Annotated in this window: 17 protein-coding genes and 1 pseudogene; 2 read left to right on the top strand and 16 right to left on the bottom strand. The window is 45.4% G+C overall.

Going from position 1 to position 23,175, the window contains the following annotated elements:
• Positions 1–92: 92 nt before the first annotated feature.
• The 3 genes from ABR189_RS27360 to ABR189_RS27350 all read right to left on the bottom strand — a co-directional run bounded on the left by ABR189_RS27360 (position 93) and on the right by ABR189_RS27350 (position 5,163).
• Positions 93–803 carry a response regulator transcription factor gene (locus tag ABR189_RS27360; RefSeq protein WP_354663703.1) on the bottom strand — a complete coding sequence of 237 codons (711 nt, stop codon included), beginning with the start codon at positions 801–803 and terminating at the stop codon, positions 93–95.
• Between the two features lie 335 nt (positions 804–1,138).
• Positions 1,139–2,575 (bottom strand): alpha-L-fucosidase, encoded by a 1,437-nt coding sequence (locus ABR189_RS27355; protein WP_354663702.1) that lies wholly within the window; start codon positions 2,573–2,575, stop codon positions 1,139–1,141.
• A 2-nt stretch (positions 2,576–2,577) separates the two neighbouring features.
• Complete coding sequence (locus tag ABR189_RS27350; RefSeq protein WP_354663701.1) at positions 2,578–5,163, bottom strand: beta-mannosidase; 2,586 nt, start codon at positions 5,161–5,163, stop codon at positions 2,578–2,580.
• An 89-nt stretch (positions 5,164–5,252) separates the two neighbouring features.
• Between ABR189_RS27350 and ABR189_RS27345 the strand changes: the two genes are divergently transcribed.
• Positions 5,253–5,420, top strand: a complete 168-nt coding sequence (locus ABR189_RS27345; protein WP_354663700.1) for a DUF6728 family protein — start codon at positions 5,253–5,255, stop codon at positions 5,418–5,420.
• 78 nt (positions 5,421–5,498) lie between these two features.
• Here ABR189_RS27345 and lpxB read toward each other — a convergent pair whose 3' ends face one another.
• The 9 genes and pseudogenes from lpxB to metG form a co-directional block, all read right to left on the bottom strand.
• On the bottom strand, positions 5,499–6,602 hold the full coding sequence (gene lpxB / locus ABR189_RS27340; RefSeq protein WP_354663699.1) for a lipid-A-disaccharide synthase: 1,104 nt from the start codon (positions 6,600–6,602) through the stop codon (positions 5,499–5,501).
• 97 nt (positions 6,603–6,699) lie between these two features.
• Positions 6,700–6,996, bottom strand: coding sequence for a hypothetical protein (locus tag ABR189_RS27335; RefSeq protein ID WP_354663698.1), 297 nt, complete (start codon positions 6,994–6,996; stop codon positions 6,700–6,702).
• Between the two features lie 19 nt (positions 6,997–7,015).
• On the bottom strand, positions 7,016–7,789 hold the full coding sequence (gene surE, locus ABR189_RS27330) for a 5'/3'-nucleotidase SurE (protein WP_354663697.1): 774 nt from the start codon (positions 7,787–7,789) through the stop codon (positions 7,016–7,018).
• A gap of 144 nt (positions 7,790–7,933) precedes the next feature.
• The gene (locus tag ABR189_RS27325; RefSeq protein ID WP_354663696.1) at positions 7,934–8,719 is read right to left on the bottom strand and encodes a DUF2705 family protein; all 786 of its coding nucleotides are present in this window, start codon (positions 8,717–8,719) and stop codon (positions 7,934–7,936) included.
• A 6-nt stretch (positions 8,720–8,725) separates the two neighbouring features.
• On the bottom strand, positions 8,726–9,613 hold the full coding sequence (locus ABR189_RS27320) for an ABC transporter ATP-binding protein (RefSeq protein WP_354663695.1): 888 nt from the start codon (positions 9,611–9,613) through the stop codon (positions 8,726–8,728).
• Between the two features lie 759 nt (positions 9,614–10,372).
• The gene (locus ABR189_RS27315; RefSeq protein WP_354663694.1) at positions 10,373–11,134 is read right to left on the bottom strand and encodes an SDR family NAD(P)-dependent oxidoreductase; all 762 of its coding nucleotides are present in this window, start codon (positions 11,132–11,134) and stop codon (positions 10,373–10,375) included.
• Positions 11,135–11,396: 262 nt separating this feature from the next.
• Positions 11,397–13,796 carry a 3-hydroxyacyl-CoA dehydrogenase/enoyl-CoA hydratase family protein gene (locus tag ABR189_RS27310; protein ID WP_354663693.1) on the bottom strand — a complete coding sequence of 800 codons (2,400 nt, stop codon included), beginning with the start codon at positions 13,794–13,796 and terminating at the stop codon, positions 11,397–11,399.
• A 69-nt stretch (positions 13,797–13,865) separates the two neighbouring features.
• Positions 13,866–14,158, bottom strand: a pseudogene (locus tag ABR189_RS27305) (four helix bundle protein).
• Positions 14,159–14,352: 194 nt separating this feature from the next.
• Positions 14,353–16,428, bottom strand: a complete 2,076-nt coding sequence (gene metG, locus ABR189_RS27300; RefSeq protein ID WP_354663692.1) for a methionine--tRNA ligase — start codon at positions 16,426–16,428, stop codon at positions 14,353–14,355.
• A gap of 177 nt (positions 16,429–16,605) precedes the next feature.
• On the opposite strand from metG, the gene ABR189_RS27295 reads away from it, so the two are divergent.
• On the top strand, positions 16,606–17,523 hold the full coding sequence (locus tag ABR189_RS27295) for a S66 peptidase family protein (RefSeq protein WP_354663691.1): 918 nt from the start codon (positions 16,606–16,608) through the stop codon (positions 17,521–17,523).
• A gap of 106 nt (positions 17,524–17,629) precedes the next feature.
• On the opposite strand, the gene ABR189_RS27290 is transcribed toward ABR189_RS27295, so the two are convergent.
• The 4 genes from ABR189_RS27290 to ABR189_RS27275 form a co-directional block, all read right to left on the bottom strand.
• Positions 17,630–20,002 carry an ABC transporter permease gene (locus ABR189_RS27290; RefSeq protein ID WP_354663690.1) on the bottom strand — a complete coding sequence of 791 codons (2,373 nt, stop codon included), beginning with the start codon at positions 20,000–20,002 and terminating at the stop codon, positions 17,630–17,632.
• A gap of 170 nt (positions 20,003–20,172) precedes the next feature.
• Positions 20,173–20,967, bottom strand: coding sequence for an alpha/beta hydrolase (locus ABR189_RS27285; RefSeq protein ID WP_354663689.1), 795 nt, complete (start codon positions 20,965–20,967; stop codon positions 20,173–20,175).
• A gap of 89 nt (positions 20,968–21,056) precedes the next feature.
• The gene (locus tag ABR189_RS27280; RefSeq protein WP_354663688.1) at positions 21,057–21,869 is read right to left on the bottom strand and encodes a HesA/MoeB/ThiF family protein; all 813 of its coding nucleotides are present in this window, start codon (positions 21,867–21,869) and stop codon (positions 21,057–21,059) included.
• An 11-nt stretch (positions 21,870–21,880) separates the two neighbouring features.
• A complete protein-coding gene (locus ABR189_RS27275; protein ID WP_354663687.1) occupies positions 21,881–23,152 on the bottom strand; it encodes a sensor histidine kinase in 1,272 nt (423 codons plus the stop codon).
• Positions 23,153–23,175: the final 23 nt, after the last annotated feature.

Here is a 23,175-nt window from a genome sequence, read left to right as displayed (position 1 = left end):
TGCTTAATTGGGATTACTGGCCGTATTGTTCAATCGGCTTTCCTTCAGGGGTCTGTATATTCCTGGTCATATATCGGGATCGTGCAAACGGACTACATCAATTCTTTGGGGACATTTAACCGAAGTCCGATATTATGCAATGTTTCCAATACTATGCGGGGATCAGTTTTTAATTTTCTGCGCAACTTAGCCACAAATACGTCCATACTTCTACCCGTAAAAAATCCTTCTTTACCCCATACTTTGAGTAATATTTCCTCCCTTTTCAGGATCTTATTTGAATTATTAACGAGGTACCTGAGCAACAGTCCTTCCCGGGGGGTCACAGTATACAGCGTCACACAGTCAGCATCCTGTATTTCCAGCAAATTGTAGTCCAGCATCAGATTTCCCAAACGCTGCCTGTCACCTCCCTCTGATACCATGTAAGACGCCGTTCTCCGCTGAAAAACACGGATCTTCAACAACAACTCCCGCATACTTAAAGGCTTGATGATATAATCATCCGCCCCTAACCGGAAACCATTCAGCTTGTCATCGTCCTGCACCCTTTCCGAAGAGAGGAAAATAATAGGCACCAACCCATTCCTTCTGCGAATATCCTCTGCCAGCTCAAAACCATCCTTTTTGGGCATTACAATATCCAACAAACAAATATCAAAATTATCCCGCTGGAATTTTTTCCAGGCAGTTTCTCCATCAGAACAATGATCTACTATATAACCAGCTGCCTCCAGGTATTTTTTAATAACCCCGCTTATGTCAAAGTCATCGTCTGCAAGTAAAATTTTCGCGTTATACATGTGCCTATCAGGGGTGATTCAGATCACACTTTAGTGTTAATAATGCTATTACTAATATTAATGCAATAATCTCATAAAACAATGCCATTCTAGTTAATCCAACGTTATTGATTTGCAAATGACTTGTTATTACGGGTATTTTTATCAGGTACTCCTGGTTAACTATATTCTTATAACAAAAAATGGTTGTATCTGTTCAATACAACCATTTTTATTTTGAAAGCAGGATATTTAATCACTTGCGTGTGATGTGTCAGGATCTCATTATGGCACCAGCACCGGTATTTTGGCAGCTACCGCGTTAATGTGGCGGCATGATACCCGTATCTTCGGAATTACGGTTGCACCGCCGGTATTTTAATGGCTACTGCGTGCTCCCAGCTTTGCTTTAGCAACGCCGCTGGTATGGACACGGCCACCCCTCCGGCTGTTTTTTTCCAGCTCAGCTTTTCCCTGGCACCCAATAATGTCAGCCGCGCTCCTTTGGCCGGAATAATGCCTTTGAAGGTGATCACTGCGGGCAACTGCTCTCCTTTATCCAGCAAGTAGATAGCATATACACTACCATCTTTCTTGCGGGTAAAACATACTTTCCCGTCTTTGTAAGGTGCTATGGCGCGGGTACCATAAATAGCGCTTCCATTTATTTTCATCCATGCACCAATACCTTCCATAGTGGTATAGGCAGCTTCATGCCATTCTCCATCCGGCCCGGGGCCAATATTTAACAGGTAATTCCCGCCTTTGGCCACAATATCCACCAGATTATGGATCAGTTGTGTTACCGGTTTGTACTTATCATCCGGTACATAGGACCAGGAACCGCCCATGGTCATACAGGTTTCCCAGGGATAGCTAAGTGGCCGCTCCGGTATTTCCTGCTCCGGGGTACGATAGTTTTCATAAGGTCCATGCACACTGCGGTCTACCACGATCAGCCCCGGCTGATGCTTACGTGCCATAGCGGCAATGCCCGCCATATCAATGTCCTGGTCCTGTGGGGCAGTTTTACTCCAGGAAAGTGATTCCTTGGTTTGCTGCTTCAGCGGGCGCACCCATCCTCCGTCCAGCCATAACAATTCTACCTTGCCATACCCTGTCATCAACTCTTCTATCTGATTATAGGTAAACTGCTTAAACTTATCCCACCGGTCTTTATACTTTACCACATCATAATTCACATTCCGGTCCTTCGGTGGAAAATACTGCCACCAATAATATTCGGAATGCCAGTCGGGTTTGGAAAAGTAAGCCCCGGTGTGGATCCCTTCCTTCCGGAATGCCTCAAATATTTCTTTGGTGATATTGGCACGGGGATCTTTGCTGAAAGTGCCCTGGGGGGAGGTGATGCGGTAATCTGTTTGTTTGGTATCGAACATACAATACCCATCATGATGTTTGGTCGTGAATACCATATATTGCATGCCCGCAGCTTTGGCAGCCTGCGCCCACCTGGCCGGATTAAACTTCACCGGGTTGAACGAATTACCCAGGGCTTCATATTTTTTAATGTACTCATAGTAAGGGATCCCTGCCGGCTTGCGCTGGGTCCAGCCTTCATCTTCCGGGCAGATGCTCCAGGATTCCACTACTCCCCACTGCGAATAAGGCCCCCAATGCATAAAGAGGCCAAATTTCCAATCCTGCCACTCATCCAGTTTTTGTACTACCGCCGGATCTGTTTCCGGAACATAAGGGGATTCACTTTCCTGGGCACGGGCAGTTGCAAAGCCCAGTAATACGCACCCCAATACCATTACTAATTTTTGCATAACTATTTTTTATAGGTATCTACTAAACTCTCTACTTTCAGCTGCGCTTTTATTTCAGTCAGTGGACGTGTAGTTTGCAGGATGACATCTTTTTGCTGGCCGGGCAGTAAGTCAAAATAATTATCACTGAAATGGGAGTCCGGATCATTGTCTACCAGCAGATACACATTCCTGGCCAGCCGGGTCGTTTTTACCCTCACCAGGATCTCTCCTTTCTCATTTGTAGCAACGGTGGTGCTAATTCCTGGTTCGGGCAATGCCATCTCTTTAGCCAACGTAAAATAAAACACATTATCGCTGAGGAGCTTATTGTCCTTTACCACTTTAGCGTAGAATATTACCTTTCCGGCAGCTACGCCTTTCAATACTTCCGCAGGGGCAATAGCATGATAGATCTTACTGGTATTAGATGGCACCATAATATGCCGCTTTTCCTGCTCCCAGATGACCTTCCCTTCCATATCCATGGCCTGCAGGGATAGCGTTACCTGCTGGTCTTTCATTTCATCTGAAACGATGTAGGTATTTAGCATACCTTCCTCTATAACATTTGAAACCAGTACCGGGTTAAAGGCTTTTTGCACATAATACTGCAATGCTTTCCACCTGCCATAGTAATCGATCCCCGACCAGGAGGGACCGGGCCAGCAATCATTCAGCTGCCAGTACAACGTGCCCATACAATAAGGCATTGCCCTGCGGTGGGCTTCTATCCCCACTTTCATGCCCTCTGCCTGTAATACCCCTCCTACATACAGGAACTGCGTAAAATCAACTGGGGTATGATAATAATGCTCCAGATAAGTATTAATGGCTGTGTTTCCTTTGGCAGGGCTTTTCTGATGCAGCTGCATCACCGCCGAATACAAACTGCGTTCATTTTCTGCTGCAAAGCGGCGCACAGTATGAATGTCCGGAAACGACTGAAAACCATATTCACTCATAAAGCGGGGTACATGTGTATTAAAGGCTTCGAACCATTCCATCCCATGCCATACCCCCCAGTAATGGTTATCCCCTATCGTAAACTCCTCCTTTTTCCCCCAGTTGCTGATAGGGGATGAATGAAAGTAAAATCTGCCCGGATCCAGCGCCATTACCTGCTCCGGTAATAATTTTTTAAATAGCTTATCATAACCCTGTTGCAGCTCTTTCCATTGTTTATCCGTATAAGCATAACCTTCTTTCCAGCCCCAGTTCTTAATCGCTACGGCCACTTCATTATTACCACACCATAATGCCAGCGAAGCATGATTGCGTAAGCGGGTAATGTTGTGCACAGTTTCTGCTTTTACTTTTTCCAGGAAACCGGGATCTGACGGATACAGGGTGCAGGCAAACATAAAGTCCTGCCATACCAGTATTCCCTTTTCGTCTGCCAGTTTATAAAACTGGTCATCTTCATATACCCCGCCCCCCCATACACGTACCATATTAAAATGCCCCTGTTGCATGTTGTCAAACAAGCGCTGGTATTTTCCGGGTGGTACCCTTGGTAAAAAATTATCCTGGGGAATGTAGTTGGTGCCTTTCATAAATACCGGACGGCCATTCACTTTAAGATAAAAAGATTGCCCAAGGCTGTCTGGTTCATTGATCACTTCTATAGTACGTAGTCCTATATTTACCTGTTCCGCAGCTATTTCTTTTTGATCTTCCCGCAGGGATACTTTAACAGCATACAGCTTTTGTGCTCCCAGGCCATTAGGCCACCAGCGTTCCGGCCGTTTGATCGTAAAAGGCACCTGTACCAGGTTATTACCTTTTACCAGCGTTACGGGTATTTCTACTGCAGGAAATTCCTTGTCTGCACTTTCTATCTTTGCTTTAAATATGCCTGGTTGTGTAGCTTCCAGCGTAATCCCTGCATGTAGCACCGCTACTTTATCCGTCAGTGATTCCTGCCGTATAAAGCTGTTACGGATAGCTGCTTTACTCCAGGCACGTAGTTGTACCGGGCGCCAGATACCGGAAGTAATAAGGCGGGGCCCCCAATCCCATCCGTAATGATAGGGGGCTTTACGCGCATATACACTCAATGGGATATCACTGGCATCATTACCAGCCGGATAGATCAGTCCTTCTTTCAGAAACCGGGGCATATCCTGTTTAACAGGACTGTGGAATACAATCCGTAATTGGTTATCCCCAGGTTTCAATTGGGGTTTTATATTCACCACAGGGGCGGTAAACATATTATCAGCCTGCAATACCAGTTGTTCGTTCACGTATACATCCGCATAGGTATCCAGCCCGCCAAAGGCAAGTTCCACTACCTCCTGCTGCAGCCAGTCTGTGCTCACGGCAAATGTTTTACGGTACTGCCAGTCCAGCTTATCTACCCACTGCACTGCTTTTTCGTTGGTACCTGTAAAAGGATCGGGAATCAGTTGGTGTTGCAACAGATCTGTATGTACCGTACCGGGTACAGTAGCGGTACGCCAGTTATCATCGTCCATACGGGAAAACTCCCAGCCATCATGCAGCCATACGGACTGGTAGGATTGTGCGGTCAAAACATTACTTAATAACAACAACAATAATGCAACCGCGGGTGAATGGTAGCCCGGCCTGACACCTGATTTCATGTTCACTTATTTGATTGGTGTCAAAAATAAGACAAATGTAAATGCCGCCAGGTTGCTGATAAGCCATCCGGATTTACGATATTTGTATTATGAAAAGTATCTGGCAACAAGTATTACAGTACTTCTATATCCGGAAATCCGATCCCAATGCTCCTAAAAGCACCTATCTGTCGATGATGCATGGCATGAACCGTATTTCCATTATTTTGTTTGTCATTGCTATCATTATCATGATCATCCGCCTGATAAAGCGGTAGAATCGGGCAGGGTCCCATGAGCCGGGCAATAGCATGGCAGCAACAGATAAATGATGATGCGGTATTTAATATAGCAGCTTATTTTTTGGCTGCGGTGAAGATAATTTCGGCAGCACGTTTAGACGCATCCTTTTCTCCCAGCTTATGCCACAGGGCAGCATAATCCGCTTTTACCTGCTTGCGGGTAGGTGCATCATTCAATAAAAGGGATAATTCTTTCAGCAGGTTGGCTTCTGTAAGATCGTGCTGGATCAGTTCCTTTACCACCAGCTTATCCATCACCAGGTTTACCAGGGAGATATATTTTACTTTGATCAGCCGTTTAGCAAAAAAGTAGGAAATGGGGCTTCCCTTATAACATACTACTTCCGGCACTCCAAAGAGCGCTGTTTCCAGTGTAGCCGTACCAGAGGTGACCAGCGCTGCGGTGGCCTGCCGCAATAAACCATAGGTTTGCCCTTTCACCATAGAAACATTGGCATGACGACCGGTCAGGCTTTCCAGGAAGCTATCCTCCAGGCTGGGTGCCTGTGCTACCACAAACTGGTAGTCCGGGAAATGTTTAGCCATGGTAAGCATGATAGGAAGTTTTACACTCACCTCCTGCTTGCGGCTGCCAGGTAATACTGCAATAATTGGCTTGTCAGAAAATGGTGGATCCGGAGGACCTTCCTTTGCAGCTTTGATAACTTCTACCAATGGGTGGCCTACATATTCCACTTCGTAATGCCATTTATGGTAAAATTCCTGTTCAAAGGGCAGGATACACAACATGATATCCACACACTCCTTGATACCTTTTACCCGGCTTTCCTGCCAGGCCCATACCTGCGGGGAAATATAGTATACTACTTTTAGTCCTTGTTTTTTAGCCCATTTGGCAATACGCAGGTTAAAACCCGGGTAATCTATCAGCACCAATACATCCGGCTTAAATGCGGTAATATCCTTTTTGCAGAAATCCATATTCCGCAGGATTGTACGCAGGTTCATCACCACTTCAATAAATCCCATGAAAGCAAGATCACGATAGTGTTTAACCACCTGTGCCCCTGCCTGCTCCATCAGATCGCCGCCCCAACAACGGATATCTGCATTCGGATCCTGCCGGTGCAATTGTTTGATCAGATTGCTGCCATGCAGATCTCCAGATGCTTCGCCTGCTATTATATAATATTTCATACCCTGCCCGCCGGAAACGGAAAATTTTAAATGAGAATTTTGTTGCAATAATACAAGAAAGTAGCGGATAGTGGGTTATTGCCAGCCCCTTTTATAGCTATCGTAATTTCAGCAACAGCACAGCAATAGCGTACAGCATAGTGACCAGGAAAATTCCCTTGGCAGTGATGTCCTTTCTTTTTTGTGTATAGAAGTAAAATACAAGACCATTAAGTACCAGGCAAATACTCACTACTTTAGGGATCATATGCTTATTCCCTTTCAGTACCTCCAGGAATTCTGTGAGCCCGATATTTTTGGGCATGAATACCAGCAGGTAATATAAAAGAAAAGCGACTACAGGCGTGATCAGCCCTAATACAATTCCTAAAGTCAGATTGTCCCGTTTAAACATGGTATCAACATTGAGAAGCCTAAAATGTCCACTCTGTTTCAAGTTGTTGCTTTAATTTATAGTGGGTTAAATCAAATTGCACAGGTACCAATGATGCATAATTGTTTTCCAGTGCCCACACATCTGTATCGTTGCCGGTATCCTGGTTCTTAAATTCGCCGGTGAGCCAGTAATACTTTTTGCCATGCGGGTCCCGGCGTTCATCAAACTCTTCCACCCATTTTGCGTTTGCCTGCCGGCAAACTTTTATTCCACTGAAATCTGCCGCTTTTACTACTGGTATATTTACGTTAAACAGTGTACCTGCGGGCAGTTCACTATGCAACATTTTTTTCGTTACCGTATGCGCCACCTGTTTCGGTAAAGTGAAGTCGGCATCAAAGCTGTAATCCAGGTAAGAGAATCCTACAGAAGGAATCCCTTCAATAGCCGCTTCCATCGCTGCCGACATGGTGCCGGAATAAATAATATTGATAGAATGGTTAGCGCCATGATTGATACCGCTTACGCAGATATCCGGTTTGCGGTGCAGGATCTTGTCCCGCGCCAGCTTCACACAGTCTACCGGCGTGCCGGAGCATTGCCAGGCTTCTATCCCTTCAAAGATATCCACCTGATTTAAACGTAAAGGTACCCCAATGGTAATCGCATGTCCTTTGCCAGATTGCGGGCTATCCGGAGCTACCACCACGACCTTACCTAAAGGTGCTACTGCCTCGATCAATGCTCGTATGCCCGGCGCCGTTACCCCATCGTCATTTGTTACCAGTATTACTTTCTCTTCTTTTCCCACTTTATAGTCATTTTACGTTCAACAACAAATTTAACACCTATCGCATACATTCCCATTTAAAATGCAAATCTTAAGATTATTTTAAACTGAAAAGGCAGCTTTCCAGGGCCATGGCAGCTGATCCGGCTTTATTTATCGTGTTAGTTAAAGGTCTGTTTTTTCCATTTTCCGGAATACCAGGAACAATGCCAGCACAATATATCCGCACAGGAAGCCGAGATACACCACTTCATCATATTTATCCGGGCTGGCCATCATAGTGCCGATAAAAGTGGGTACGGGCAGTAGCTCATCCCCTGTTTGCAGAGGCAATAACCCACCGATCTCTCCCAGGGAAGAACGTTTCAGGATCGATACCAGCAATTGCTCTATCATCATGGCATAAGCCAGGTAAAGTACGATAGCCAGCCCCGCACGACGGAGAAACACCCCTGCCAACAACGCCAAACACAGGGACAACATTGTTTGCAGCGTGTAATAAAAGATATAACGGAAACCTTCGAGGCTAAAATCGTGGGTACTATAGGCAAAGCCAAAACATAGGCCGGTGAGTATGGCCACTACCATTGCCAGCAGGGAAAAAGCCACTACCCAGTACAGTTTGGAAAATACAAACTCGCGGCGTTCCCATCCGTCTATGATATTTTGCCGGTGCGTTTTAAAGGTAAATTCATTAGACACCAGTATCACCATCAGAAAACCAAAAGCAGCAGAAATATAGCTGTTGACATTAGCCACCGTTTGCCATACCATCGGGAAATCATAGGCATTCAGTACCAGCATTTCCTTTGATTTTTGCTGCACCTGGGAGGTAACTTCGGCCGTGATATAATTGGCGGCCGGAACAATAGCCACTGCCAGCAGCAGCAGCACCCAAAAGGTGCGGTATCCCTTTACTTTAAGCCATTCGGTATGTATAATATGCTTCATGGTGATTTAGGCGTTGGTAATTTCAAAAAATGCGGTTTCCAGGCTCTTCTTCCGTATCTGCAGATGTGTGAGCCAGATCCCCTGTTCTGCACACCAGGCATTAATTGCCGCCGGATCCGGCTCTTCCCGGAAAACAACCTGTAATACTACGCCTGCTTCTACAACAGACACATACTCCGGATGCCGGGTAATCACCTCCCGGAGCGCCTGGTTGTTACGGCTGCCGATTTCCACAAAGTCGTTCCGGCTGATCACTTCACTAACCGGCCCCGATAGCAGGAGATTGCCCTTCCGGAGAATGGCCACATGTGTACACACTTTTTCCACCTCATCCAGCAGGTGGCTGGCCATGATAATCGTTTTGCCTGATTGGGCCACCTGGCGGATCAGTGCCCTTACTTCTGCAATCCCTTCGGGGTCTAGGCCATTGGTAGGCTCATCCAGGATCAGCACCTGCGGATCGCCCAGTAATGCGGATGCGATGGCCAGACGCTGTTTCATCCCCAGGGAATACGTTTTAAACTTAGAATGTTGCCGCGCAGTAAGCCCGGCTATCTTCAATACCCTTTCAATATCATCGGCTCCACGCTGTTTAATAGTAGCCGCTATTTTCAGATTCTGATACCCACTCAGATAATGGTAAAAGTTGGGCGTTTCCAGCAACGTACCTATCTGCTGCCTTTGTCTGGCGGATGCCGGCTGGTCCAATAAGGTAAAATCTCCCTGATCGGCCTTCAGCACATCGGTCACAATACCCAGTAATGTGGTTTTACCACTTCCGTTGGGTCCCAGGACACCAAATACACATCCTGCCGGCACGTCAAATGAAACGTTGGTAAGCGCCTGTACCGCACCATATCTTTTTGAAATATTCTGTAAGGATAAAACTGGCAATGTTCAGGTTTTTGCTTGCGATACACAAGGGGGGTAACGGTAGCCAATGGCTGGTGCCAATTTCCGAATACTTGTGGTCACAATATGGTGATCAAATGAATACTACCGGCTAAAGTTAGCTAAACCTCCTTAATTAATATATTAAATTAATAAATATTACTTAAAAGGACCCTGGGGCTGCCCGGCGTCATAAATGCGGGATGAACAGCAGGTGCTGACCATAGCTGGCCGGTCACAGGCTCCGGCCCAACCTATAGTAACCCCCTTCTTATCCTTCCTTAAATCCCGGAAGTGGTCTGATATAAAGTAGTGATAACCCGGAGTTATTCCATAGATATCCCGTAGATATCCCGACTAGTTATATTGTCGGGATATCTACGGGATATATACGGGATATATACGGGACATATACGGGATATCCCTATGCAAACGTAGGCCCATGGTAGCAATTGGTCTAGTCCTGCTATAGGTTTACACCTTTTGTTAGTTAATCCTGACAGGAGTTTACAACCAGGTGATTTTATCCTGTATTAGGTTTACGTTTGTTTTTTGCTTCCTTTTCAAGGCAAATAGTAGGTAAAATAATCTTCAGCGGGGGAAAATGTGCCAGAAAGATGCAGGCACAGACACGGGGTCTATTAACAAAAAAAGAGAGATAATACCAGGAACCTGGTACTACCTCTCTATATTTCAGCCTCTCCCTGGCAGCTTCCTATTATAAAGAAACCACTGTGAAAGAACGTAATGAATACTTATGCTTTATTTGGCGGAAGAACCACCATCAATCACATACTGTGCACCGGTAATAAACTGGCTGTCATCAGACCCCAGGAATAATACCAGTTTACTGATTTCCAGCGGAGCCGCATACCGGCCTAACGGAATACCGGACTCCAGGCCTTTTTTGGCTTCTGTAGCTGCACCGGGTGCATAACCTTCTTCTATCGAACGCATCATCCGGTTATCTACAGGAGAAGGATGTACCGTATTGACACGGATCTTCCTTGGTGCAGCTTCCAGTGCGGCTGTTTTCATGATACCCAAAGTAGCATGTTTGCTCGCTACATAGGCCACAAAATCAGCAGAGCCATGCAATCCGGCTACCGAAGAGGTGATGATCATACTTCCGCCATCATTCATCTGAGGCAGCACATATTTACATCCCAGGAATACCCCTTTCACGTTTACTGCCATTACCTTATCAAAAACATCTTCCGGAAACTCGGTAATAGGCTTTACTACCCCTTCTATGCCTGCGTTGTTAAAGAACACATCTATTTTACCAAATTTCTTCACCGTTTCCTGTGCATAACGTTCCACATCCGTCGCCTTTGTTACATTGGCCACCACATAATCCACTTTATCACTTCCCAGGCCTGCCACTGCCTGTTTCAAAGCAGCCTCATCCAGATCTACCAATACGACCTTCGCTCCTTCTTCCAAAAATAATTTTGCTGTTGTTTGTCCAATGCTTCCAGCACCGCCGGTAATGAGCGCTACTTTGTTTTCCAACCTTTTCATCTTAATATATTTTTAGATTAATGAATACAATTTTCCTATTACTTAAAGTATCCAGTTGTAGCAGGTATGGGGTTGTTATTTAATGGGTATGTAATAACTCAAATGTACCACTTTTATCTGCCAGGAAACATGATAAATGTTAGTTTGAGCGGACTTTAACAATACGCTAAGAAATGAGCTATTTTCCTGTTATGACATCAAAAAAAGCGGCCTGCTGAAAAGATCTCTTCAGCAGGCCGCTATATATAATTTACAGTTGTTATCAGTTTCGTATGGGCTTACCCGTTTTGATAACACTTTGCAGGCGTTCCAATGTTTTGCGTTCTCCACAAAGGCTGAGAAACGCCTCCCTTTCCAGGTTCAGCAGGTATTGTTCACTCACCAGTGAAGCTTCACTTAAATCTCCTCCGCACATTACGTAAGCAAGTTTACCTGCTACCTTGGCATCATGTTCGGAAATGTAATGACCAAACTGCATGGAGTAGATCCCCGTGAGTAACATCCCCATACCTGTTCTACCCAGTACTTTTACATCTTGTCTTTCTACAGGGCGGGTATATCCTTCATCAGCCAGGGCAATTACGCTGCGTTTGGCATCAGCAATCAATCTGCCAGGGTTCATCGTGATTTCGTCAATACCGGGCCTTAAAACACCCATATCAAAGCCTTCATGTGCTGAGGTAGCCACCTTGGCTGTAGCCACTGTCATAAACCGGTCTTTCAACGGCTCTTCTTCAATACGGCCTTCTATAAATTCATTGCTGGCACGCAATGCCATTTCCTTGCTGCCGCCACCACCGGGAATAACCCCGATACCCAGTTCTACCAGTCCGATATATGTTTCAGCGCTGGCCTGCACTTTATCTGCATGCAGGCACATTTCGCAACCACCGCCCAGCGTCAGTGCATGCGGAGCTACTACCACCGGTATAGCAGAATAGCGCAGCCGCATGGTTGTTTTCTGAAACAGCCTTACTGCCATGTCCAGCTCATCGTATTCCTGTTCCGCCGCCAGCATAAAGATCATGCCTACATTAGCACCTGCCGAAAAGTTAGTGCCGTCATTTCCGATCACCAGCCCCCGGAAATCCTTTTCAGCCCGGTCTACGGCTTTATTCACCCCTTCCAGCACTTCTCCACCGATAGTATTCATTTTGGTTTTCCAGTCCAGGCAAACTACCCCATCTCCGATATCATACAAATTGCAGGCACTGTTTTTCCATACAATATTGTTGGAGAAGTTTTCCAGGATCAGGAAGGAACCTTCCCCTGGCAGTGGTTTATATGTCTGAGAAGGAATATCGTAATACAGTTTTTTACCGTTTTCTGCTTTGTAGAATTGTTTGATTCCTTTGGCCAGCATCTCTTTTACCCAGGGTGCTACCGTCAGTCCTTTTGCTTCTATCAGCTTTACGGAAGCCTCTACTCCCAGGAGGTCCCAGGTTTCAAACGCCCCTATTTCCCATCCAAATCCTGCTTTCATCGCGTCATCTACTTTATAGAGGTCGTCTGCTATTTCAGGGATACGGTGAGATACGTAGGAAAACAGGTAGGCATGAAACTGTTGATAAAACTGACCTGCCTTATCTGTTGCAGCTGCCAGCATACGGATCCGCTGTTTCAGGTCTTCTACCGGCTTTGCCGCATCAATACTGCCGAATTTGGGTCTTTGTTTAGGCCCGTATTCCATAGTTTGCAGGTTGAGCGTCAGTATTTCCGATCCACCAGCTCCTTTTGTTTTCTTATAGAATCCCTGGCCGGTTTTATCTCCCAGCCATTTATTATCCACTACCGTTTGGAGGAAAGGCGGAATTTTAAAGATACTGATCGCCTCATCGTCCGGACAGTTATCCATGACGCCTTTGGCTACCTTTACCAGGGTATCAATACCCACCACATCCGCTGTACGGAAAGTAGCCGATTTAGGCCGGCCAATGATGGGACCGGTCAGCACATCTATTTCGTCGATCCCCAGGCTCATTTCTTCCATGATATGGAAAATAGCCATGATAGAAAATACGCCCACCCTGTTGGCAATAAACGCAGGTGTATCCTTACACAGCACGGTTGTTTTACCCAGGTACAGATCCCCATAATGCATCAGAAAATCCACAACCTCCGGATCGGTATGCGGTGTAGGAATGATTTCCAGCAACCGCAGGTAACGTGGTGGATTAAAGAAGTGAGTACCACAGAAATGCTTTTGAAAATCTTCGCTGCGGCCTGCTGTCATCAGGTGAATAGGAATGCCCGAAGTATTGGAAGTGATCAGCGTACCCGGTTTACGGTACTTTTCCACTTCTGTAAACACAGACTTCTTGATATCCAGGTTTTCTACTACCACCTCAATGATCCAGTCGTAGTCGGCGATCTGCTTCATATCATCCGTAAAGTTGCCCGTCCGGATACGTTTCACCACCGCCTTGGTATATACCGGTGAAGGGTTTGATTTGATAGCAGCCTGTAAGGCTTCATTTACGATACGGTTTTTCACAGCCGGACTGTCTAATGTCAAATTCTTAGCTTTTTCCGCATCATTCAGTTCTTTTGGTGCAATATCCAACAGTAATACCTGTACGCCAATACCCGCAAAATGGGCCGCAATACGCGATCCCATTACCCCAGACCCCAATACAGCAACTTTGTTAATGTGTCTTTTCATAGCTGTTAGCTTTTAGCCGTTAGCTTTTAGCGATGGTGTTGTGTTAATTAACCGATTAGCCAACTGCGATTATATCTTCAATTTTTCTATCAATGAATTTAGCATTTTTTGTACTTCCTTCATCAAAGGAAAGAGTTTTTCTATGTTTTCCTGCAAATGGGTATACACCTGGCTGGTTATCACCAGCTGTGATTCTACCTCAAAAGCAGAGCCAATAGCATCTTCCAGGAACTTTTTAAAATGTGCATCTGTAGATTTGGAGACCCTTCTGCAATATTGCTGGAAATAGAAACCACAGCCCTTCTGAGCTGGTTTGTCAGTCCAAATTTTTCTTCCGGGGGAAAGTACGGCTTAACTCGTATACCTGTACACTAAGCACGATTGATTTTTGCCAGACAGTTAAATTTCTGAAATTTCTCATAAGGGGTTAATACAATGGTTTTCAATATATTCTCAGATAATATAACAATAAAGCCGATGCGAAGTTCACACCGGCTTTATAATATTTAAACAACATAACATCAATGTTAAAAGCTAACAGCTAAAGGCTAACAGCTTATTTAACTTCGCTCCCCGCTTTCACTGCATCAGCAGGATTTACGAAAACGAGTTTACCATTGTCTTCGGCCATGAGGATCATGCCCTGGCTTTCGATACCGCGCATTTTGCGGGGGGCCAGGTTGGCTACCAGGGTTACCTGTTTGCCTACAATTTCTTCTGGTGCAAAGTGCATGGCAATACCGGAAACCACTGTACGCTGTTCTGTACCAATATCCACCAGGAGTTTCAGCAGTTTATCCGCTTTTTCCACTTTCTCTGCCTGCAGGATGGTCCCTACACGCAGGTCAAGTTTGGCGAAGTCATCAAAAGTAATCGCTGCTTTGGCAGGTACTTCAGGAGCAGCTTCAGGGGCAGGTGCAGCTACCGCGCTCTTTTTCAGGCCCGCGTGCAGCTTATCTACCTGATCTTTCACCTGTTCGTCCTCCACCTTTTTAAATAGCAGCTCCGGCGCGCGTAAAGTGTATCCTACGCTCAGCAATTTGATGCTACCTGCATTTTCCCAATCCAGCATTTTATCAACCACTTTCAGCATGTGGCATATTTTCCTGGCAGTAAATGGCAGGAATGGATGACAGAAAATGGCCAGGTTAGCCGTCAGCTGCAAACACATATGCAGGCAGTTATCGATAGCCGCCTGGTTTTCGGCCTGCATTTCCGGTGTTTTAGCCAGCAGCCATGGACCTTTTTCCTGCAGATACCGGTTACCTTCGCGGGCCACATTCATTACTTCTGCAAGGGCATCGCGGAAGCGGAAGTTTTCCAGGGCGTCCTGGATCTTCGTTTTTGCTTCTCCCAGACTTTTCAGCAAAGCTTCATCCTTCGCATCTTTCACCGACTCATGAAAAACAGGTACTTTACCTCCGCACAGCTTGTGCATGAGTACCATCGTACGGTTTACAAAATTACCAAAGATGGCTACCAGCTCATTATTATTACGGTCCTGGAAATCTTTCCAGGTGAAGTCATTGTCTTTTGTTTCCGGAGCAGTACTGCACAATACATAACGGAGCACATCCTGCTGATCAGGGAAGTCTTTAATATATTCGTGTACCCACACCGCCCAGTTACGGGAAGTAGATACCTTCTCCCCTTCAATATTCAGGAATTCATTGGCGGGCACATTTTCCGGCAGCACAAAATTGCCGTGCGCCTTTAACATCGCCGGGAAAATGATACAGTGGAAAACGATATTGTCTTTCCCGATAAAGTGCACCAGTTTGGTATCGTCTTTACACCAGTAGTCGGCCCAGTTTTCTGTCAACTCCTTGGTAGCAGAAATGTACCCGATAGGTGCATCAAACCATACGTACAGCACCTTACCTTCTGCATCAGGCAAAGGCACTTTAATGCCCCAGTTGCTGTCGCGCGTCATCGCACGGCTTTGCAATCCGTTATCGATCCAGCTTTTACACTGACCGTATACATTATTCTTCCATTCCTTATGCCCTTCCAGTAACCATTCTTTCAGCCACGGCTCATAATTTTGCAGGGGCATGTACCAGTGTTTGGTTTTCCTTTTCACCGGTACCGCATCGCTCAGGGCTGAATGCGGGTTGATGAGTTCTTCCGGGCTTAATGAACTACCACAGCGCTCGCATTGGTCGCCATAAGCCTTGTCGTTACCACATTTAGGGCAAGTCCCTATAATATAGCGGTCGGCCAGGAATACTTTTTTCTCTTCATCATAGTATTGTTCCGTTTCCTTTTCTTCAAACAAACCATCCTGGTACATTTTCAGGAAAAAGTCGGACGCCGTTTTATGGTGTATTTCGCGGCTGGTACGGGAAAAGATATCGAAGGAAATACCCATGGCAGCAAAGCTGTCATTGATGATTTTGTAATACTTGTCCACAATATCCAGGGGAGATACATTTTCCTGCATGGCTTTGATCGTGATAGGCACACCATGTTCATCTGTTCCACCTACAAACTTCACATCAGCTTTGGTACTGCGGAGATAACGCACATAAATATCTGCCGGGAGATAACATCCTGCCAGGTGCCCGATGTGTACGGGGCCATTTGCATAGGGTAAAGCGGCGGTTATTAAATATCTATTAAATTTTGCCATATTATCTTAAAGAATGCTTAAATAAATTCAATTCGTATTGTAGTTTTTGGTATAGCCAAAACAATTTATCACCTTAGCCAACAAGTAACTTTCCTTATAATGCCGGTAAGTTAAGTACTAAAAATGTGATTTGAATACAGGGCTACTAGTCGGCAAAGGTAAATAAAGCGTTGAACAATGATAAAAATACCACCATATCTAAAAAAAGGTGATTTGATAGGTGTTACCTGCTCCAGCAGTAAGATGGAATTACAGGCAGCAGAATTTGCAGCGGGTGTGTTGAATAATATGGGCTACCGCGTACATCTGGGTATTACGGTAGGTACCAGTTTCCATAACTTCTCCGCTCCGGATGAGCTGCGGCTGGAAGAGCTGCAGGATATGCTGGACGACCCGGAAATAAAGGCCATCGTATTTGGCCGGGGCGGTTATGGTATGGTATGCCTGCTGGACAAACTGGACTTTACCCGCTTTCGCAAACATCCCAAATGGTTATGTGGCTACAGCGATATTACCGCACTGCATGCACATATACAGGAACAATTCGGGATCCCCACACTCCATTCCATGATGTGTAGTGGTATCACTCCTCAAACAGCTGATAATGAATATGTAAATAGCCTGCACCTGGCATTGAAAGGTAAAAGTTACCGCTATAGCCATCCTACGCATGAGCTAAGCCGTACCGGTCATGCCAGCGGCATATTGGTAGGCGGCAACCTGTCCCTGCTGGCCAATCTGTCTGGTACCCGCTCCCAGATCAATACCAAAGGTAAAATACTCCTGCTGGAAGATATCGGAGAATACCGGTATAACGTAGACCGCATGATGTACAACCTGAAACGTGCCGGCTGGCTCGAAAAACTGGCCGGACTGGTAGTAGGCGGCTTCACCGACGGTCAGGAAACTGATACGCCGTTCGGACAAACAGAATATGAAATTATCCGCAACATCGTAAAAGATTATAAGTACCCTGTCTGCTTTGGCTTTCCTTCCGGTCACCAGGTAGAAAACTATGCGCTTAAACTGGGCCTGAAGCACGACTTGAAAGTAGGAGAAAAACGGAGCGAGATAAAAGAAGCTGTTAGCCGTTAGCTTTTAGCTTTTAGCGCCATCCGTGCTGCCAATAGCCCGTTGAAGGAAACCAGAGAAACAACAAAACATAATGCTAACAGCTAATAGCTAACGACTAACAGCTTTCTTAACAGCTTTCTTCAATTCCCTTCACCGGATTAGCAATAGCAGCTTTGACTGCCTGGTAGCTCACGGTGAGCATCGTAATGAGGAGCATGGTAGCACCTGTTATTAAGAAAATGTCTGCCCCCAGGCGGATATGGTAGGCAAAGGCATTCAGCCAGTGATGCATGATCCACCAGGCCAGTGGGGTAGCAATAACGATGGCAATACCTACCCACTTCAGGAAATCTGTTGACAACAGCACCACCACATTACTCACGGAAGCTCCCAGCACTTTCCGGATACTGATTTCCTTACGTCGCTTTTCCGCTGTAAATGCAGCCAGCCCAAACAATCCCAGACAGGATATCAGTATGGCAAATCCTGCAAAGTATTTTGAAAGCGCTGCTACCCGCTTCTCTGCCTGGTATTGCGCCTGGTAATCATCATCCAGGAATTTATAATCAAACACAAATCCGGGGTTATAGGTCTTATAAAAAGCGGCTAACCGTTCTGTTACCTGCTTTTCCTGGCCTGCCTGGATCTTTACCATAATAGTACTACCGTTCAGATCCAGGTTAAAGAACAAGGGCTTTATTGCTTCATGCAGGGACTGAAAATGGAAGTTTTTCACCACCCCGATAATCTCGCGGTTCACACCACCGAGATTGATGACTTTTCCTATTGGGTCCCGGATACCCATGGCTTTAATCGCGGCCTCATTAAAGATCACCTTCAGGCTGTCTGCACCAAAGTTGCGTGAAAAGGCACGTCCTGCCGCCATTTCCAATCCCAGGGTTTCCATCATACCGTAATTCAGCAGGAATTGCCTGAACTGGATCACCTTCGTATCCCCACCCTCCGGCTCCTTCCAGGGAATACCCAGTGAAGGCCCTCCCAGCACATTGCCCACCATACCAGAAGCATTTACTACACCGGGAATGCTTTTCAGTGCAGCAAGAAAATCCGGGATATTGGCCGGTACCCTGCCCTCTGCATCAAAATAAATAACATGATCCTTATCGTAGCCCAGGTTTTTAGTTTGCACATAAGCTATTTGCCGGTATACTACCATTACTGCCACCATGAATAATACAGACATCGCAAACTGAAAAACCACTAATCCCTTTCTGGCCCATAATGCGCCGATTGTATTTTTAAGCTTTCCCTTCAGGATGTTGACCGGCTCAAATCCGGAGAGATATAAAGCTGGATAACTGCCCGCCAGTAAGCCTGTCAGTAAGGTAATTCCTGCAATAGCTGTTATCATGTTTATATCAGCACGAACTGCCAGTTGCTTACCGGTAATTTCATTAAACTGTGGTAAAAAGAGCCATACCAGCAACAGGGCAGCAATCAACGCCAGGCAGCTCATCAGCAGGGATTCTCCCAGGTATTGTATCACCAGCGTATCGCGGTTGGCGCCGATAGATTTCCGGATACCTATTTCTTTCATCCGTCCGGCAGCCTTGGCGGTGGAAAGATTCATAAAATTGATCCCTGCTATTACCAGGATAAAGACGGCGATCAGCGCAAACAGCTTTACATACCCTATCCTGCCACCTGCCTGTACGCCATTTTCATAATGGCCGTAAAGGTAATTGTCGCCATAAGGTTTCAGGAACAAGTTGCGGGCAGCACCTTTGCTATGGCTTGTCATAAAAGCGCTCAGCTTATCGTTGAACCGCGCAATGTTGGTGCCTTTCTTTACTACCAGGTAAGTTTGAAACGGACCTGGCCCATCCAGCGTGCCTGGTCCTCCAATCAATGCTGAGAATGCATCAAAGGATAATACCACATCAAACTGAACAGAAGAATTAGCCGGGGTACCTTTAAAGATACCGGTGATCATCCCTGTTTTTTTGAACTGATCGATCTGCCACTCCATCGTTTTACCAATCACGTTATCTGTGGTATGAAATAAGGACAACGCCAGTTTTTCTGATATGACAATACCATTTTTGTCGCTGAGTACCTCGGATATATTGCCCTGCAAAAGGCCATAAGAAAAGATGTTGAAGTAATCTTTACCTGCGAATAATGCTGCCGCACTAATATGCTTATCCTCTGTGACAATCGCCATTCTGGGAAACCAGGAAGCAGGGGTGGTAACCGTAGCATATTCCACTTCCGGCATTACTTTCAGCAAGGCTTCTGCCAATGGGGCTGGTGTTTCGGCCACCGTTCTTACTCCATCGGTAAGTGGCTGGTTTTCCATTACCTGGAATAACTGCGCATCTTTCTGATGAAACCGGTCAAAAGACATTTCATCATGCACCCATAAATAAATCAGCAATGCACAGGCTAGTCCGGTGGATAGCCCTACCAGGTTGAGGAAAGTAAACTGACGGTTTTTCAGAAGATGACGCCAGGCAATCTTAAAATAGCTTTTAAACATAGCTGCTGCTTACACTGTTTGTAAATACTTTACGGCTGCATTTTCCCCCGGCACTGGTTTTTATGCCACGAAGAAAATGCCAGGATATTATCCTCTTGTTGTAAAATCGTATATACATATTATTAATATACAATTTGTCCGATTTTAGTACAGGAAGTGTACGGTAACAGCTATTTAAGCATTTCATCCAACCGTTGATGAAACAGCGGGTAATCATTCAGGTTATTATGTGTAGCACCTTTAATGGAAATGAATTCATCACCCGGTTTAAAGTATTGTTTTAGCTTTTCGCCGGAAGCATAAGGGATGGTATGGTCATCGGTACCATGGAAGATACTCACGGGTGCTGTTACCTTTGGCAAATAGGTATAAGTGGGAAATTTAAATTCCAGCAGGAGGCCATGTGGATAGAAGGGAATAAAATGTTTAGCCACGTCTTCCACGCTGTAATAAGGCGCTTCGAGAATCAGCCGCTTGCAGTCTCTCACTGCCGCCAGTTGTGCGGCAATACCTGTTCCCAGGGAGCGGCCATAGATAATGATCTGTCCCGGTTCAAAACGTTTCCTGGCAATCTGGTACATATGCAATGCATCCTGGTAAATCAGCGCTTCGCTCAGCTCACCGGTACTTTTACCAAAAGTGCGGTAGTCCATCATCAGCACATCATATCCCTGGCTGGTGAAGTTGGGTACATACTTTCCGTAGAAACCGATGTGCTTCATATTACCATGAAAGTATAATACGATGCCTTTGGGCTGACTGGCTTTAAACAGGATAGCACTTAGCTGTTCTTTAGGATTGATGGGAATACGCAGTTCTTCAAACGGTATATTGAACTCGAATTTGTAATCATCTGATAATGATTCGGGGCGGAAGATTATTTTTTTTTGAAAAGCATATAATCCCACTCCCACCAGTATATATATGGATGCAGCCCAGAGTAGTAAGGTCTTAATTTTTCGCATGTATGCAGTTAGATTTGCAGCAAATGCCGCAGCGTTATCTTTACCGTACCCTACCGGGCAGCCGAGTAAAAGCAGTTAATAAGCAGCGGTTAGTCTTCAATATCCGGCAGTATTTCAATACCATAATCATCTGCAGTTAAAATACCATGGGCAACCGTATCTGCCAGTATAGTACTATTGGCTTCCAGTTGTTGTATCTCCATTTTATTATGCAGATAATCCATGCTGTAGAGTTTGCCGGCCAGCCCACCAGGTACTTCAATAAAATATTTTACCACTTCATTGACCACATGCATGCCGGTAGCACCATGTGTAACAGACATGGCCCCTGCATCAAAGTTGCGGTATTCCTCTATCTTATCCATCGCACAGCGGAAAGTAGGTGCCGGACTGCCATCTGCCGGAGGAATATTAAACCCTCCCCACCAGGCTATCCAGTTATGCACTTCTGCTATTACAAAAGGCTTATTATGTTTTACACAGGCATCATTGATGATCAGATGGGTAGGAAAATGCTGGGAACAATCAATTACCAGATCCATCCCATCCAGTAAAGCACCGATGTTATCCGGCTTTACCTGCAGTAGTAGCGGGTAATGTTTGGTAAAAGGGTTGGTAGCCCATAAACGGCTGGCCGCCATCGTAGCTTTATACTTCTTTAAGTTCTGCAGTTGATAGAGCGGCTGCCGGTGCATATCTTCTTCCCGGATAGTACCATAGTCGGCAATACCGATCACTCCTATGCCACTGGTGCTCAGGTATTGTATCACCGGGCATCCCAATCCGCCCGCGCCTACCACTAATACCCTCGCTTCCTTCAGCTTTTCCTGCATGGACAATCCCATACCGGGAACGGCTATCGGGTTTTTAAAATACTGTATTTCTTTTTCACTTAATGCCATGATGCTATTTATTAATCCTGCGGAAATTCCAATGTAAATTTACTGCCTTTACCCAATGTACTCTCTACTTTTATTTTTCCCTTGTGGGCATCTACAATTGCTTTTACATAAGCAAGTCCCAGACCAAAGCCTTTTACATTGTGTACATTGCCGGTGTGTGCGCGGTAAAATTTTTCAAAGATACGGGAAACCGTATCCCGGTTCATCCCGATCCCATTATCCGCAATGGTAACAATCAGACTATTGCGGGTATTAAAGGTGGTTATTTTTACTTCCAGGTTTTCATTGGAGTATTTGATGGCATTATCCATCAGGTTAAAAATCAGGTTGGAGAAGTGTACATCATCCGCTTTGATCACCGGATTAATAGCATCCAGGTGAAGATCCGCCTTACCACCTTTAGCCACCAATTGTAGTTGCAGGTTATCCACAGTATTTTGAATCACATGGTGCGCATCAGTAGCCTGCAGGTTAAGTCCAATTTCTTCTTTTTCCAGCAGCGCGGATTGCAGAATGCTTTCCACCTGTTTGTTCATCCGTTTGTTTTCCTCCTTGATGATACCCGAGAAATAGCGGATCTTTTCCTTGTTGTCCATCACCTTTTCATTCCCGATAGCATCAATAGCCAGCGATATGGTAGCCAGTGGCGTTTTGAGCTCATGCGTCATGTTATTGATAAAGTCTGATTTTATTTCAGACAGCTTTTTCTGGTTCAACATGGTACGGATGGTAAGTGCAAATGCTGTAATAATGATGATGGTAAACAACACACTACCAGCAATCATTGTCCCCAGTTGTACCATCAGGGAATCATTGGAGCTGGGCATGAGCATGATCAGCGTTTCTGTTCTGTCGGAGATCTGGTCAAAAGTACTGAGTGGGGCATATTTCCATTTATAGTTCACACTATCTTTGCCAGCCTGTACCCACATTTCTCCAAAACCGGCAGACTGCATTTTTACGCCACCGTCAAAAGTAGCCGGACCTGCAATCGCAAATTCAAAAGTAGTGTCCAGGCCCTGCTTTTTCAGGGTGCTGCTGATGAGCTTCTGTATTTCATCAGGGGTGAACCGGTTACTTGGTGGGGGGATGTACTCGCCTTTTAGCTCAAATGACTTGTCAATTCCCAATCCTTTGCCGGAATTATCTACCGCATTTACCTTAAACCGCATAGGAACACCCTGTCTTAAGAGGATAGTTTCCACAATTTCATTCACGGCACTGTTAATATTCTGATCTATCCGCTCTTTCTTGATCACGGATGCACTCTTAATCCAATTCACCTGAATGTAGATAATTCCCAACA

The organism is Chitinophaga sp. H8, from assembly GCF_040567655.1.
Lineage (GTDB): Bacteria > Bacteroidota > Bacteroidia > Chitinophagales > Chitinophagaceae > Chitinophaga > Chitinophaga defluvii.
The sequence above is the reverse complement of the archived record's forward strand: the minus strand, read 5'-3'. Positions and strand labels throughout refer to the sequence as shown.

Bases quoted from the DNA above. Each gene is read 5' to 3' on its own strand.
- ABR189_RS27360 (WP_354663703.1), bottom strand. From the start codon at position 803: ATGTATAACGCGAAAATTTTACTTGCAGACGATGACTTTGACATAAGC.
- ABR189_RS27355 (WP_354663702.1), bottom strand. From the start codon at position 2,575: ATGCAAAAATTAGTAATGGTATTGGGGTGCGTATTACTGGGCTTTGCA.
- ABR189_RS27350 (WP_354663701.1), bottom strand. From the start codon at position 5,163: ATGAAATCAGGTGTCAGGCCGGGCTACCATTCACCCGCGGTTGCATTA.
- ABR189_RS27345 (WP_354663700.1), top strand. From the start codon at position 5,253: ATGAAAAGTATCTGGCAACAAGTATTACAGTACTTCTATATCCGGAAA.
- lpxB (WP_354663699.1), bottom strand. From the start codon at position 6,602: ATGAAATATTATATAATAGCAGGCGAAGCATCTGGAGATCTGCATGGC.
- ABR189_RS27335 (WP_354663698.1), bottom strand. From the start codon at position 6,996: ATGTTTAAACGGGACAATCTGACTTTAGGAATTGTATTAGGGCTGATC.
- ABR189_RS27325 (WP_354663696.1), bottom strand. From the start codon at position 8,719: ATGAAGCATATTATACATACCGAATGGCTTAAAGTAAAGGGATACCGC.
- ABR189_RS27315 (WP_354663694.1), bottom strand. From the start codon at position 11,134: ATGAAAAGGTTGGAAAACAAAGTAGCGCTCATTACCGGCGGTGCTGGA.
- ABR189_RS27310 (WP_354663693.1), bottom strand. From the start codon at position 13,796: ATGAAAAGACACATTAACAAAGTTGCTGTATTGGGGTCTGGGGTAATG.
- metG (WP_354663692.1), bottom strand. From the start codon at position 16,428: ATGGCAAAATTTAATAGATATTTAATAACCGCCGCTTTACCCTATGCA.
- ABR189_RS27295 (WP_354663691.1), top strand. From the start codon at position 16,606: ATGATAAAAATACCACCATATCTAAAAAAAGGTGATTTGATAGGTGTT.
- ABR189_RS27290 (WP_354663690.1), bottom strand. From the start codon at position 20,002: ATGTTTAAAAGCTATTTTAAGATTGCCTGGCGTCATCTTCTGAAAAAC.
- ABR189_RS27285 (WP_354663689.1), bottom strand. From the start codon at position 20,967: ATGCGAAAAATTAAGACCTTACTACTCTGGGCTGCATCCATATATATA.
- ABR189_RS27280 (WP_354663688.1), bottom strand. From the start codon at position 21,869: ATGGCATTAAGTGAAAAAGAAATACAGTATTTTAAAAACCCGATAGCC.